Origin of the sequence: Citrobacter sp. Cpo061 (assembly GCF_030332845.1) — a bacterium.
GTDB classification, from domain to species: domain Bacteria; phylum Pseudomonadota; class Gammaproteobacteria; order Enterobacterales; family Enterobacteriaceae; genus Citrobacter; species Citrobacter portucalensis.
This window is the reverse complement of sequence record NZ_JAOWHB010000036.1, coordinates 528,172-543,105: the sequence shown is the minus strand read 5'-3', so window position 1 is coordinate 543,105 and position 14,934 is coordinate 528,172. Positions and strand designations below refer to the sequence as shown.

Annotated in this window: 12 protein-coding genes; 2 read left to right on the top strand and 10 right to left on the bottom strand. The window is 51.8% G+C overall.

The features are described from left to right. Positions 1 to 43 precede the first annotated feature (43 nt). The 4 genes from OGX97_RS08610 to ppsR all read right to left on the bottom strand — a co-directional run bounded on the left by OGX97_RS08610 (position 44) and on the right by ppsR (position 4,466). Positions 44 to 2,026 carry a TonB-dependent hemoglobin/transferrin/lactoferrin family receptor gene (locus OGX97_RS08610; RefSeq protein ID WP_286592245.1) on the bottom strand — a complete coding sequence of 661 codons (1,983 nt, stop codon included), beginning with the start codon at positions 2,024 to 2,026 and terminating at the stop codon, positions 44 to 46. 74 nt (positions 2,027 to 2,100) lie between these two features. Beyond that, positions 2,101 to 2,289, bottom strand: coding sequence for a hemin uptake protein HemP (gene hemP, locus OGX97_RS08605; RefSeq protein WP_003832599.1), 189 nt, complete (start codon positions 2,287 to 2,289; stop codon positions 2,101 to 2,103). 170 nt (positions 2,290 to 2,459) lie between these two features. Then, complete coding sequence (gene aroH / locus OGX97_RS08600) at positions 2,460 to 3,506, bottom strand: 3-deoxy-7-phosphoheptulonate synthase AroH (protein WP_003030555.1); 1,047 nt, start codon at positions 3,504 to 3,506, stop codon at positions 2,460 to 2,462. 126 nt (positions 3,507 to 3,632) lie between these two features. Then, positions 3,633 to 4,466, bottom strand: a complete 834-nt coding sequence (ppsR, locus tag OGX97_RS08595; RefSeq protein ID WP_003832602.1) for a posphoenolpyruvate synthetase regulatory kinase/phosphorylase PpsR — start codon at positions 4,464 to 4,466, stop codon at positions 3,633 to 3,635. Between the two features lie 328 nt (positions 4,467 to 4,794). Here ppsR and ppsA point away from each other — a divergent pair, with 328 nt between their 5' ends. Further along, entirely contained in the window at positions 4,795 to 7,173 is a 2,379-nt protein-coding gene (gene ppsA / locus OGX97_RS08590) for a phosphoenolpyruvate synthase (RefSeq protein ID WP_235124021.1), read from the top strand. A gap of 67 nt (positions 7,174 to 7,240) precedes the next feature. On the opposite strand, the gene fadK is transcribed toward ppsA, so the two are convergent. The 5 genes from fadK to OGX97_RS08565 all read right to left on the bottom strand — a co-directional run bounded on the left by fadK (position 7,241) and on the right by OGX97_RS08565 (position 12,319). Continuing rightward, on the bottom strand, positions 7,241 to 8,878 hold the full coding sequence (gene fadK / locus OGX97_RS08585; protein WP_235124008.1) for a medium-chain fatty-acid--CoA ligase: 1,638 nt from the start codon (positions 8,876 to 8,878) through the stop codon (positions 7,241 to 7,243). Between the two features lie 82 nt (positions 8,879 to 8,960). Then, entirely contained in the window at positions 8,961 to 9,254 is a 294-nt protein-coding gene (locus OGX97_RS08580) for a ferredoxin ydiT (protein WP_003832609.1), read from the bottom strand. Next, positions 9,251 to 10,540 (bottom strand): FAD-dependent oxidoreductase, encoded by a 1,290-nt coding sequence (locus OGX97_RS08575; RefSeq protein ID WP_235124006.1) that lies wholly within the window; start codon positions 10,538 to 10,540, stop codon positions 9,251 to 9,253. Before OGX97_RS08575 ends, OGX97_RS08580 begins: the two co-directional genes overlap by 4 nt. Positions 10,541 to 10,597: 57 nt before the next feature. Continuing rightward, positions 10,598 to 11,533: an electron transfer flavoprotein subunit alpha gene (locus tag OGX97_RS08570; protein WP_235124002.1), complete on the bottom strand. Its 936-nt coding sequence runs from the start codon at positions 11,531 to 11,533 to the stop codon at positions 10,598 to 10,600. A gap of 21 nt (positions 11,534 to 11,554) precedes the next feature. Next, positions 11,555 to 12,319 (bottom strand): electron transfer flavoprotein, encoded by a 765-nt coding sequence (locus OGX97_RS08565; protein ID WP_286592241.1) that lies wholly within the window; start codon positions 12,317 to 12,319, stop codon positions 11,555 to 11,557. A gap of 506 nt (positions 12,320 to 12,825) precedes the next feature. Here OGX97_RS08565 and OGX97_RS08560 point away from each other — a divergent pair. Next, positions 12,826 to 13,716, top strand: coding sequence for an AraC family transcriptional regulator (locus OGX97_RS08560; RefSeq protein WP_208744367.1), 891 nt, complete (start codon positions 12,826 to 12,828; stop codon positions 13,714 to 13,716). Between the two features lie 54 nt (positions 13,717 to 13,770). Here OGX97_RS08560 and OGX97_RS08555 read toward each other — a convergent pair whose 3' ends face one another. Further along, the gene (locus OGX97_RS08555) at positions 13,771 to 14,922 is read right to left on the bottom strand and encodes an acyl-CoA dehydrogenase (protein WP_003832619.1); all 1,152 of its coding nucleotides are present in this window, start codon (positions 14,920 to 14,922) and stop codon (positions 13,771 to 13,773) included. Positions 14,923 to 14,934 lie beyond the last annotated feature (12 nt).

The window sequence follows — 14,934 nt, the reverse complement described above, 5'->3', positions numbered from 1 at the left end:
TCTTCCTTCCAGATTGCGGCCCCGGCGAACCGGGGAAAAGTGATTACCACTGATAACTCACGAAAATTTTGCCATTACGACCATCCTGCGGAATGCCTTGCGGCGACCAGTACTCTTTGTCGAAGGCGTTGCCTAGTACCAGCGTGGTGGTCATGCCTTTCAGCGCTTGTTGGCCCTGATAGCTGACGTAGAAATCGTTTACCGCATAGCCGGGCTGTTTAGCGTAGGTGCTGCTGATATGCGTTGAACGGTCAGCAAATGTCCCTATCCAGCCGACAGAGAAACCGCTGTGCGCAACCGGCACATTCAGTTTGCTGGTGACGGTGTCCGGGTTAATGCTGGAAATGTATTCGCCGGTGTCAGTATCTTTTCCGCGTGTGCGGTTATAGGCCATGTCGAGGCTGAACAGATCGGTGGAATATTTCGCCATCACATCCCAGCCCCAGATTTTGGCGTTGGGTACGTTATAGGACATGGTTGTCGAAGCGGCGAAATCGACGCTGGTGGAGATGTAATCTTTCGCTTTGGTGTCGAAATAGCTGGCTTTAAATTCGAGCGCGTCGCTCGCCATCAGAAGATCGTCAAAGCGCAGGCCAAATCCGTATTCCTGTGTTTCGTTGGTTTCCGGGCGCAGGTTAGGGTTCGGTACCCAGTAGTTGGTGTAAAAACGACCAATCGAGAAGTGTTTCGCATCGTTATACATCTCGCCCATAGTCGGGGCACGGAAAGCCTGAGCGTATGAACCGAACAGCATCAGCCAGTCAGTTGGCGCAACCGTTAATCCGGCGCGGGACGACCATTTATCGGCATCGACATCTTCATAACCGTCGCTGCTGCCGCGATAAGAGTCATAACGGGTACCGCCCAGCAGCGTAACCGGCAGGTCGCGCAGGGTGATTTCATCCTGGAGCCAGCCGGAGCTGAAATCGATCTTAGCCTCCGGGAAACCAGTTGTTGCTCCTCCCGGTTGTTGTTCCTGACGATAGTATTCACCGCCGTAGGTCAACAGGTGAGATGCAAAAGAGTCGGTAAACAGACGGCTGCGGTTGTCGATCTTCCCGCCTTTGGTGGTTTGCTTGCGAAATTCGCCAGTGTTATCTGCATTCTGAGCATTAATGCGCGCTTCGGACCAGTAGATACGGGCGTCAGCGTTCAGCCAGTCATTGTCCGCCGGAGCGAGCGAGTAGGTCAGTTGCGCATCACGCTGGATCGTTGAACGGTTGGTCATCGGATTGCTGGCATCCGCCGCGCTGGTCTGCGGATTTTTAGGTTCCCGGGCGTCATTATTGTAGTAACGTAGCGAACCGGCCAGCGTCTGGTCGCTGTCAATTTTCCAGCTACCTTTCGCCAGCATATTGTTAATTGCTTCGTCATTCGGCGCAGTAGTACCGTCACTCTGGCGTAAATCACCGCGATCGCGGCTGGACCAGGCAAGCAGTCCGTCCAGCGTATCGGTACGGCCATACGTGCTGGCGCCCATGCCGAGACTGTGATCGCCGGTCGCCGCGGTACCGAACACGCGATAACCACTGTTTTTCCCGACGTCCAGTAGATCTTTGGCATCTGCAGTGTCATAGGCGATCACGCCGCCTAGCGCGCCGCTACCGTACAGTAGTGCGGAAGGGCCACGCACGACTTCGATGCGTTTGATAAGCGCCGGGTCGAGGAAGGTACTGTTCAGGTGTCCGGTGTCGGTTCCCTGACGAACGCCGTCAACCAGTACCAGAACTCCGCGTCGATCGTAGCCGCGCAGATTCACGTCCTGGCCGTTGGTACGGCCCGTACCGTCAAGGGTCAGGCCTGGAACCTTACGTAACAGGTCGGCAGCGGAGCTGGCGGTTTGGTTTTCTGGGGCGGTGGCGTCAATGACGCTAACCATCATAGGTGCTTCAAAGGCGCTACGGGCATTGCCGGTGGCGGTAACGGTCATATCCTCGACCGCCGCCCAGGCGACGGCGGGCAGGTTACCGATAATCGCCAGCGCCAACAGCGATGGGCGCAGGGAAGCGGTGTGCAGGTAAGGCATAGCAACTCTCCATTAGGAAATCGAAAAGCGCTGGCTGCCTGGGTATGACCTGGGTGGCTGGCGAAATGTGTTGTTTATTTAGTCAGAATGAGTTTTCCGGCTTGTGTCTGGCGCAGCAGGTAGTGCTGACCATCATGTTCTATGATCACGCGTCCTTCGTTACCAAGCAGGGTTTTACTGTCAATTCGTCGGTCGTTTGGCGCGACGGAAGGCGGTGTTTTGTCTTTTGCGGGCGTTGCCGTTGTGTTATCCATACGTGACATAGTGTTTAAAAATAACAATCAATGTAACAATGATAATCATTATCATCAAACTGCAAATTTGCGGCAAGCGTTTTTGTGAAATAATTGTGACGAGAACGTTTTTTGCGCAATAAGCAAGGGAAAAACAAGGGATTAGCGCCGGGCAAGCTGATATTGCCCGGCGAACAGCATTAAAAACGGCTATCAACCGCAGAGGCGAGTTTTTCAACCAACAGTTCAGTATCTTCCCAGTTCAGGCACGGGTCGGTAATGGACTGACCGTAAACCAGCGGCTGGCCGCTAACGATTTTTTGCGTACCTTCACGCAAGAAACTCTCCGCCATAATCCCGGCAATCGCCGTCGAACCATTGCGAATTTGCTGGCATACATCATCACAAACGTCCAACTGACGGCGATGCTGCTTCTGGCAATTGCCGTGGCTAAAATCGACCACCAGATGCTCAGGCAGGGAAAATTCGTGCAGGGTATCGCAGGCGGCAGCAATATCTTCAGCATAATAATTCGGTTTTTTACCGCCACGCATGATGATATGCCCGTAAGGGTTACCGCTGGTCTGGTAAATGGTCATCTGACCGGTTTTATCCGGCGAGAGGAACATGTGACTGGCGCGGGAGGCGCGAATCGCATCGACGGCGATGCGCGTGTTGCCATCCGTTCCGTTCTTAAAGCCAACCGGGCAGGAGAGCGCGGAGGCCATTTCACGATGGATCTGACTTTCGGTGGTGCGCGCGCCAATAGCTCCCCAACTGATTAAATCAGCAATAAACTGGCCGGTCACCATGTCGAGGAATTCAGTCGCCGTGGGGACGCCCAGTTCGTTGACCTGCAACAGCAGTTTTCGCGCCAGTTCAATACCGTGGTTCACACGATAACTGCCATTCAAATCCGGGTCGGAAATCAGGCCTTTCCAGCCTACGACGGTGCGTGGTTTTTCAAAATAGGTACGCATCACGATTTCCAGACGCGCCTGGTGCTTAGTGCGCAGCGCCTGTAACCGTGTCGCGTATTCCATCGCGGCATCAAGATCGTGAATCGAGCAGGGACCTACGATCACCAGTAAACGGGGGTCTTCACCATTTAAAATTTTTTCTATCCGACGTCGGGAGTCCGTAACATGACGGGCGACGGAGGACGAAACAGGATGCCGTTGCGCAAGCTCTGCTGGAGTGACCAGGTTGTCAATACGCGCAGTACGGAGTTCATCGGTTCTGTTCATTACTTGTCTCAGAAATTTGTTGCTTCAACGGCAGGACTACCGGGAAGTGATGTACATCACAATATCACACTCATCCTGCCTGGTGGCGAGCATAATAACAAAAAATCGAACCAATGCACTAGCATTCTAGTACATGCGGCGATTCAGTCCCATGATATCGAGGATCTTGGTAGCAATCTCTTCTACCGAATAATTGGTACTGTTCAGCCAGGGGATCTGGTTTTTCCGGTACAGCGCTTCCACCTCAGCGACTTCCATACGGCACTGACGCAGCGAGGCGTAACGGCTGTTCTCACGGCGTTCTTCGCGGATGGCCGCCAGGCGCTCAGGGTCGATAGTCAGACCGAACAGCTTATGCTGCAACGGCTTCAGGGAAGTGGGCAGCACCAGATTATCCATATCATCGGCAATAAAGGGGTAGTTGGCCGCGCGGATACCAAACTGCATGGCCAGATACAAACTGGTTGGGGTTTTGCCGCAACGGGAAACGCCGAGCAGGATCACCTGCGCCTGATCGAGGTTGCGCAACGAAATACCGTCGTCGTGGGCGAGGGTGTAGTCAATGGCAGCGATGCGCGCGTCGTACTTGTTGAGGTTACCGGGATTCAGACCGTGCGTACGGTGGGCGATAGGCGTAGGGTCGAGTTTCATCTCGTGCTGCAGTGGGGCAACCAATGCCTGCACGATATCCTGACAAAACCCTTCGCTTTGCAGAATGATCGAGCGAATTTCCGGCAGGACGATGGAGTAAAACACTAAAGGGCGCACGCCAGTTTGTTGGTAGATAGCGTCAATCTGGTCTTTAACCGCGCGCGCACGACTCTCATTTTCCACAAACGGCAGCGTAATGCTGCTGATCGTGACCGGAAATTGCGACATCACCGCGTGACCCAATACCTCGGCGGTGATGGCCGTACCATCAGAAATATAAAATACGTGACGATCAACAGCATTATCCATTTTGCTCATCCTGGGGCAGATATAATTCTCTGAAAGCATAAATTAAAATTCGCCAGAAGCGAATATTGCTGCATCTATTTTATAAAATGAAACAGTATTTTTATATTTAATGAAAAGTACATTTCATTTTTCGGAACAAATGTTTATACCGGTCGTTTTTGTGGTGATCCCGTGTGGCTCGCGGGTTTGCGCAAATGCGGAAACAATCTGAAAAAATAAAAAATAAAGTTGCTTGAACGATTCACCGTTTTTTTCGCCGGAGTAAATATGCCAAGATAATTACGCAAAATTGAGTTTCCTAACCTCGTTCATATATAAGGATTGTTCGATGTCCAACAATGGCTCGTCACCGCTGGTGCTTTGGTATAACCAACTCGGCATGAATGATGTAGACAGAGTTGGAGGCAAAAATGCCTCCCTGGGTGAAATGATTACTAACCTTTCAGGTATGGGTGTTTCCGTACCGAATGGTTTTGCAACGACCGCCGATGCGTTTAACCAGTTTCTGGACCAGAGCGGTGTAAACCAGCGCATTTATGAGCTGCTGGATAAAACGGATATCGACGATGTCACTGAGCTTGCGAAAGCCGGGGCACAGATCCGCCAGTGGATTATCGACACTCCTTTCCAGCCCGAACTGGAAAATGCCGTCCGCGATGCCTACGCGCAGCTGTCAGCGGACGATGCCAATGCCTCTTTTGCCGTGCGTTCTTCCGCTACCGCAGAAGATATGCCAGATGCGTCATTTGCCGGTCAGCAGGAAACCTTCCTCAACGTCCAGGGATTTGATGCCGTACTGGTTGCCATCAAACACGTATTTGCCTCGCTGTTTAACGACCGCGCGATCTCTTATCGTGTTCACCAGGGCTATGACCACCGTGGCGTCGCACTTTCTGCTGGCGTTCAGCGGATGGTGCGTTCTGACCTCGCGTCCTCAGGCGTAATGTTCTCCATCGATACCGAATCCGGTTTCGACCAGGTTGTCTTTATCACGTCCGCCTGGGGCTTGGGCGAAATGGTCGTGCAGGGCGCCGTTAACCCGGATGAATTCTACGTGCACAAACCGACCCTGGCGGCTAACCGTCCGGCGATCGTCCGTCGCACAATGGGATCGAAAAAAATCCGCATGATTTACGCGCCGACCCAGGAACACGGTAAGCAGGTGACCATTGAAGATGTCCCGCAGGAACAACGCGACATTTTCTCCCTGACTAACGAAGAAGTGCAGGAACTGGCCAAGCAAGCGGTGCAGATCGAGAAGCACTACGGTCGTCCAATGGACATCGAATGGGCGAAAGACGGTCATACCGGCAAGCTGTTCATTGTTCAGGCGCGTCCAGAAACCGTGCGCTCTCGCGGTCAGGTGATGGAGCGTTATACGCTGCATGCTCAGGGTAAAATTATTGCTGAAGGTCGCGCCATCGGCCACCGCATTGGCGCGGGTCCGGTCAAAGTCATTCATGACATCAGCGAAATGAACCGCATCGAACCAGGCGACGTACTGGTTACCGACATGACCGACCCGGACTGGGAACCGATCATGAAGAAAGCGGCAGCAATTGTCACTAACCGTGGCGGTCGTACCTGTCACGCGGCAATCATTGCCCGTGAACTGGGGATCCCGGCCGTGGTTGGCTGTGGCGATGCGACCGAGCGCATGAAAGATGGTGAGAAGGTAACTGTCTCCTGTGCCGAAGGCGATACCGGTTATGTTTACGCTGACATGCTCGACTTTAGCGTGAAGAGTTCCAGCGTGGAGACCATGCCGGATCTGCCGTTGAAGGTGATGATGAACGTCGGTAACCCGGACCGGGCTTTCGACTTTGCCTGTCTGCCAAACGAAGGCGTCGGCCTGGCGCGTCTGGAATTTATCATCAACCGCATGATTGGCGTACACCCGCGTGCGCTGCTGGAGTTCGATGACCAGACGCCTGAGCTGCAAAATGAAATCCGCGCCATGATGAAAGGTTTCGATTCTCCGCGTGAATTCTATGTCGGTCGTCTGACGGAAGGGATCGCAACGCTGGGTGCGGCGTTTTATCCAAAACGCGTCATCGTGCGTATGTCGGACTTTAAGTCCAACGAATATGCCAACCTGGTCGGCGGTGAGCGTTATGAACCGCATGAAGAGAACCCGATGCTGGGCTTCCGTGGGGCGGGCCGTTATGTTGCCGACAGCTTCCGCGACTGCTTCGCGCTGGAATGCGACGCAGTAAAACGTGTCCGTAACGACATGGGCCTGACTAACGTTGAAGTGATGGTACCGTTTGTACGTACCGTTGCCCAGGCGAAAGCGGTGGTGGAAGAGCTGGCACGCCAGGGGCTGAAACGCGGCGAGAACGGACTGAAGATCATCATGATGTGTGAGATCCCGTCTAACGCCTTGCTGGCCGAGCAGTTCCTCGAGTACTTCGACGGCTTCTCCATCGGCTCAAACGACATGACGCAGCTGGCGCTGGGTCTGGATCGTGACTCTGGTGTGGTTTCTGAACTGTTTGATGAGCGTAACGACGCGGTGAAAACGCTGCTGTCGATGGCGATTCGTGCAGCCAAGAAACAGGGCAAATACGTGGGTATTTGCGGCCAGGGACCTTCTGACCACGAAGACTTCGCGGCCTGGCTGATGGAAGAGGGGATCGACAGCCTGTCGCTGAACCCGGACACTGTCGTACAAACCTGGCTGAGTCTGGCTGAACTGAACAAGTAATATCATGCCTTATCCGGCCTATTCAACGTAGGCCGGATAAGATGCGTGAGCATCGCCATCCGGCGCTTTATCCTGTAATACTCTCCACGCTCAAACGCTGAATAATATCCTGACGAAGCTGGTATTTTTGTACTTTACCGGACGCCGTGCGTGGTAATTTCTCCACGATCACAATGTGCTCAGGGTATTTGTACTTTGCCACCCGCTTGCGGCTAAAAAAGGCCACCACTGATTCCAGCGACAACGAATGATGCGGAGGTTTTAGAACCACGTAAGCACACGACCTTTCACCTAACCGTTCGTCCGGCATCGCGACAACACAGGCATCGTGAATGCGAGGATGCTGCAATAAAATATCCTCAACTTCGCGGCTGCTGATGTTTTCTCCACCGCGGACAATGATATCTTTTTTCCGTCCGGTGATTTTGATGTACCCCGCATCGTCCATTCGGCATAAGTCTCCGCTGTAATACCAGCCGTCTTGATCCAGCGCGCGGGCGGTGAGTTCGGGTTCATCGAGGTAGCCCATAAACACATTGGGACCACGCGAAGCTTCTTCACCTTCTACCCCCGCGGGCAACGTATTGCGTGCTTCGTCGACCACTTTAATTTCGACGCCTGCAGCAGCATATCCGTCGGTATTCATCATGCGAGAAAGCGAATCATCGAGATTGACCAGCGCATGCGGTGAACTCTCTGTCGAGCCATAAATGCTTAATAATTTTATGCCGAGCTGCTGGCAGTCACGGGCAATCTTTTGTGGAATGGTTGTGCCCCCACATAAGAAAAAGCGTAGCGATGAGAGGTCGCGTGGTCGTTTTTCCATGCTACACAACATGTCGTAGACGAAGGGCGTTGCGCCGAGCACACAGGTACAGTGTTGTTGCTCCAGCAGTTCAAGACAGGCGATTGGGGTGAAAATGTCTAACAATACGCTGCGTGCGCCGATTAAAAACGGTGCGGTAACGCCATGCAGAAAACCGGTAGCGTGTCCCAGTGGTGCGGGCATCAAAAACACATCCTGCCAGGTGAGATTGAGGCGGGCACAATAGGCGCGCTCGCTGGCAAGGATGTTGTTGTGGGTCAGCATTACGCCTTTTGGCATTCCCTCGGTACCGGAGGTAAACAACACCGCCGCCAGTTCATCGGCGTGAACATTAATCGTCTGGGTTAAAGGCGGAGCTAAAAGCAGTTGACTGAGCGCCAGCGAGGTCGTTGCCGGAGCCAGTTTATCCACGGCAACGATCTGTTGCAGATGCGGCAACTGGTTTTGTAAGGGGAGGATCAGATCGACCGGTCGGGTCTGTTTAAACAGCGTCGGTGCGAAAAAAATCTTCGCTTTGCACTTATTCAGCACCCATACCAGCTCTGCTTCACGCCACGCTGGCAGCAGAGGTACGGAAACGGCCCCGATTTTCAGACAGGCCAGGTAGATAATCGTAAACTCGCACCAGCCCGGTAACTGGAAGGCAATGCGATCGCCGGGTTGAATACCGCAGGCTAAAAACCAGGTTGCCAGACTGCTGGCCGCGCTGTCGAGTGCAGCATAGGTGTATGAAGCGCCATGGTTATCAACCACGGCGATTTTATCTGGCATGGCTCTGGCAGTTTGGTTCCAGTAATCGCCAAGCGAAGCATCTCCCCATAAACCCTGTTGCCGCCAGACTTCGCGGCGTTCGGCGTTAAACGTTAGTGTGATACTCATGAAGTTATTCCCAGGATGATTTCGGCATACATCTGACCGGATGGCCGGCGTGGCCGATCCGGTGTACTACAGGCAAAATCCATTAGCCGTAGCGAAAATCAACGCCAAATGTTCCGACCGGATATTCCCATTGGTCGAGGATCGTGTCGCCGCACAGTACTCGACACGTTCCGCACTCCAGGCAACCAGCAGAATCAAAATGAATGTTTCCACTCTCATCCTGCTTATACAGCCCGGCGGGGCAGGCTTTCAGCAGCTTGCGAAATTCATTAAGGTCTGGATGTTCGGCCAGGATAATGTGCGGGTGGCCTTCATCGACATTGAATTTATTGACGCCCAGTTTGACGTCAACGTTAACGGTATTGTCCTGATTCATAGTGCAGTTGCCCCCTTGATACCGTCTTTCAGTAAGTTCATCAGCCCGATTTGTTTTGCGTGGGACATAATCATCTTGCGAACCGGTTGATTTGGACGTCCGTCAACGGTGAACATATCGCTCATGATGTCGGCCACCATACGCGGATACTGAGTGAACAGCCGTGGGTTTTCCATTAACGCCGGGATCTTGCGAAAATGCTGTAAATCACGCATCACACAGCCCTGTTCGAGCGCGCGCTTGTAGTCCATCAGGCTGCTGGCAGAGAAATCCTGGCGTTCTTTTGCTGCAATAGCTGTTTGGGCAGCGGCTTCTGCGGAAGCGATGGCCAAATCCATACCTCGCACCGTGAAACCCAGGTTCAAACAGAAACCGGCGGCATCGCCCGCGATCATCACACCGTCATCGACCAGCTTTGGAACCATTGCCAGACCGCCTTCCGGCACCATATGCGCGGAATATTCCAGTAGTTCTCCACCGGCAATCAATGGCCGAATAGTTGGATGTTGCTTAAAGTCTTCCAGCATTTGTGGAATGCTTTTTGTGGCATGGGCAATATCCCCCAGACCACACACCAGACCCAGAGAGATGGAGTCCTGGTTGGTATACAAAAATCCGCCTCCCATCAACCCATCAGACGGTGAGCCTGCAAACAGCCAGGCCGCGCCTTCATTACCTGAAAGATTGAAGCGATCTGCAATGACCGCTGGAGGTAAGCCGATCAGCTCTTTTACGCCAACGGCATAGTGATGTGCAGAAGAGGGCGGAACCATCCCCAGAGAACGCCCCAGCATAGAGTTGACGCCATCGGCAAGGATGACAATATTGGCTTCCAGGATATCGTCACCGGCCTGAACTCCGGTAACCTTATTACCTTCGCGGATCAGGGCATCGACGCGCACGCCGGGGATGAACTGCACGCCAGCTTGTTCCGCCTTATCCATTAGCCATGGGTCAAGTCTGTTGCGCAAAACGGTATACGAATCCTGCGTTGGTGCGTCAGCTTTTTCACGATGGAAATCGAGAGTGACGGCGCTTTCTTCGGTCAGAAAGGAGATTTTTTCGCGGGTAACTTTACGCTCGAGCGGCGCTTCCTGCGCGAACCCCGGCATGATGTGCTCAAGACTATGTGCATAGAGTCTTCCGCCGGTCATATTTTTACTACCAGCACTGTTACCGCGCTCGATGACCAGTACGTCCAGTCCGGCCTGAGCCATCACGTAGCCTGCAACCGTACCCGCCACGCCAGCACCGACCACAATGGCATCAAATTTTTCATCTGACATGCTTTATGCTCCCTTCCCGCTGCGAGGGCAGCGGGATATGTGCGTTAAATGTGGGGGTTAGCGGCTGAGATGCTCGATAAGAGCCGGAACGACTTTGTAGATGTCGCCGACCAGTCCGTAATCGGCGTAATTGAAAATAGGGGCTTTCTTATCTTTGTTGATGGCAACAATGACTTTCGCGCCGTTACCGCCAACCATATGCTGAATTTGTCCTGAAATGCCGAGGGTGAGGTAAAGGTCCGATTTCAGTAACACGCCAGAAACGCCGATGTAGCGTTCGCGTTCCATCCAGTTTTCGCCTTCGGCAATCGGTCGTGAACAACCCACTTCTGCACCCAGTACAGATGCCAACTGGCGCACCATCTCCAGATCGTTTTGCGCAACCAGGCCGCGGCCCACACCCACCACACGTTTGGCTTTGCTGAGATCCACGCTGCTCACGGATTTGGCGCGACGTTCCTGGCACATAATTTCATGGTGTGGTGCGATGTAAGGTGCAAAGACAACAGGGCAGGTATGTGAAGCATTAGCCTCTACCGGTTCAAGTACGCCTGGGGCAAGGGTGATAATTGCCTGAGTTGTTTTGATTTTTTCTTTGCCGAATGCCAGGCCACCGTACATACGGTGTTCTGCGAACAGTGAGCCATCATCAAGCGTTACCGACGTGGCGTCATTTACCATCGCTGCATTGAGCTGAATACTTAACCGCGCACCAAGGGATTTAGCGCGTTTTGTAGCTGGCATCAGCAATAGCCCGGTATGTTCTTGTATCAGGGCGGCGATGGTCTCGGCAAAATTTTCAACACGCTGTAAACCAGACGTTGTTTCAAGCACGACAATCTCATCGGCACCCAGAGGTTTAACCTGATTGGCCTGTTCGTTGCCTTGTACAATAAGGTGTACCTGTTCACCCCACAGGCGTGCGCCGGCCATTAATTCTGCATAGCGTTCTACGTTATCGCTGAACACCCATACGTTAGCTAATTTACTCATGATAATTTCTCTCCGTTGGGCTTAGTTCAGGGCTTTTTTCAGATGCTCAGCCAGCTCGGCGATGGCTTCTGCTGAGTCATTTTCCAGAATGATGTGCTTACGTTCTGTTTGTGGCGGAACGGTGAGGCTCACTAGTTCTGCTAACGGTGAGGCAGGTGTCCAGCCAATATCGCTGGCTTGCCACGGTGTGACTGGTTTTTTACCTGCGCCCAGAATGGCTTTCATCGAGGGAATACGCGGCGTGTTGATATCCGAGGTTACGCACAGCACGGCGGGGAGCGGCAGTTCAATCACTTCAACTTCGTCTTCCAGCGTACGTTCAACCACAATGCGATCGCCGTTACGTTGGATGTTGCTGACGGCGTTAATCACCGGAAGTTGTAAGAGTTCGCCAACCAGTAAGCCAACCTGCTGGGCGTAGATGTCTCCAGACCCTTCGCCGAACAGCATCAGGTCGAATTCAATGTTTTTGGCCGCGCAGGCCAGCGCCTGAGCCGTGTCTCGCGGTAATGAATGCTCCAGTTGGGGATCCTGCACCATAAACAAACTTTCCGGCCCGCGGGACAGTACGTCTTTACGCACTTTGGAGTTTTGCAGTAGCGAGCCGCCAACCGTTAAGGCGACAATTTCATCACCTTCCGCACTAAGTTGCGTCGCGGCCTCTATTGCATTCAAATCAAACTGACTGATTTTGGCATCGGCCCGGTCAAAGTTAAGCGAACGTTCTGGGGTAACAACAATGTCCTGTTCTTCAGGCACCAACTTAAAGCAGGTTATTAGTTTCATGGCATCTCCAGTGATTCTCGTGTTGATGATGACGGGGAGTGCCATCATCAACAGTAGGGAAAATTGACTGAAAATAGTGTGCGGCAGAGGGAGACTGTTTTCGACGGGGCAATCTGTTTTCATTCCCAACAATCTTGCAAAAAAAAGGACTTTAGGAATGCTGAGTTTATGAACGTAAAGACGACGTCGGGTGTTAAAGTGATAAATATGGAAATAAAATCGAGACGTTTTTTTGAGAAATGGATCATATTTTTATCCGTTTCTGCATGCACTTTGTTTCTGGTGTGTAAATTATTATTGCTGACTTAATAACATTTACATTTTCCTGTTATTTTAAAATAAAAACAATTTGTGCGAGCAGCGTGCTGAAGTTGGAGGTGTCATCTTGCAGACGACGCAAATAATTTTGTTTCGCCTGGACAGAATAACGTTGTATAACGTCTTCATCGTTTTTACTTTTCGATATTAATTATCCGCAAAATTACTGCCTTTCGGTGGAGGTTGTCATGTATCAACGCTGTTTTGATAATGCCATGGAGACCCTTTTTGAACAGGGAAAAACCCCGAGATTTTCGCGATTCGTCATCAGTGATGATCCTAACTGGGAGTCGGGTCATCATGTTCATGACAATGAAACAGAGCTTATCTATGTAAAAAAAGGTGTCGCAAGGCTAATTATCGACTCTTCGCTGTATGTCGCACATGCGGGTGACATCGTAGTGATAGAACAAGGGCGGTTACATGCGGTTGCTTCCGATAGCAGCGCACCTGCAACCACTTACACCTGTGCGCTCTACGGCTTTCGTTTCAACGACTGGCAGGAGAACCAACTCTTGCAGATACACTCGTGTCCGGTTATTAGCGTTAGCCAGGGCAAAGAGGTTATTAAAAGTATCTTTAATGAACTGAGTGTTATGATCCCGCAGAGCAAGAATAACCTGACGTCTTCCGCTTATGACGCCTTCGCTTATGCATTAACCGTTTTATATTACGAAAACTTTAAAAATGCTTATCGTTCTGAGCAGGGATATATTAAAAAAGATATCTTAATTAAAGATGTGTTGGTTTATTTAAATAACAATTTCCGAGAGAAAATTACGCTGGAACAGTTGTCTAAGAAATTTCGTGCCAGCGTGAGCTATATCTGTCACGAGTTTACTAAGGAGTATCGTATTTCGCCGATTAATTATGTGATTCAGCGGCGAATGACAGAGGCAAAATTTGCCCTGACGAATACGGAGTCCTCGTTGGCAGAAATTTCCTGGCGGGTAGGGTATGAAAATGTCGATCACTTTGCCAAACTCTTTCAGCGGCATGTGGGTTGTACCCCCAGCGATTATCGTAAGCAGTTTAAAAATAACCTTGTAGAACAGGAATGTTTGATGCCAGAAATATGATTAACCTGGCTCGTGCCGGATAACGCATTTGCGCTATCCGGCAAGCATTACTGCTTACTTATTCTGATAATCTTTCAGGATTTGGCGACCCGCGACGTAAATCATGATTTCATCTGTACCACCGCCAATGCGTTCACAGCGGACATCACGCCAGAAGCGGGAAACGCGTGCTTCGTCGGTGTAACCCAGCCCACCCATAATCTGAATGGCGTCATCAATCACTTCCATTGCAGTACGTGCACAATACAGTTTTGCCAGCGCTGCACTGGTGCGCAGAGACTGTTCCTGATCGGCCTGCCAGGCGACTTTTAACACCATATTGCGCATGTTATCGATTTTAATCGCCATCAGCGCCAGTTTTTCCTGGATCATCTGATTGTGACCAATTGGCTTACCGAATGCGATGCGCTGGTTGGCGTAACGGGCGGCATCTTCGAAGGCGCATTCAGCAAAACCGGTACTGCGCGCAGCGTTGATCAAACGTTCCATTTCGAAGTTGTACATGACGTTGAGGAAACCCATGCCTTCCTCTCCGACCATATCGCTTTCGTCCACTTCGACGTCATCAAGATAGACTTCGCAGGTGCTGAGCATATGCCAGCCGATTTTATGCAGCGGATTAACCTTAATGCCGGGTTTCTTCGAATCGACCCACCACAGCGTAAAAGCTTTTTTCGGATCTTTTGGCTCCGGATCGCGGGCCAGTACCAGCATATATGGATACTCTTTTGCGCCGGTGATAAAGGTTTTTTGCCCGTTGAGATAGACCTTACCATTTTTGCGAGTGTAGCTGGTGGTCGCGCTGTTGTTGTCGGAGCCAGCTCCCGGTTCGGTTAATGCCAGCGCATACGCTGGATCGCCCGTTTCCATGGTGCTTTCTGCGGTCTTACGCAGCTGTTCAGCGGATCCAAAACGACGCATACTGTGAATGCACTGACCGTTAGTGATCAAAAAAGCGGGTGCGCCGCATTTTGAAACTTCCATCAGCGCCAGCATCTGTGTGACGTAATCTGCCGGGATGCCACCAAACTCTTCCGGAACGCCCAGCATCGAAATACCGTTGTCCGCCAGGGCACGCATAAACTCTTTCGGGTAGGTCGCCGTCTGATCGCAGGTACGGAAATATTCTTCCGGGAAATTGCTGGTAATCAGTTCTCGAATACTGGCAAGCAGCAGTTCTTGTTCTTCAGTTAAAGAAAAGTCCATCAGGGTACTCCT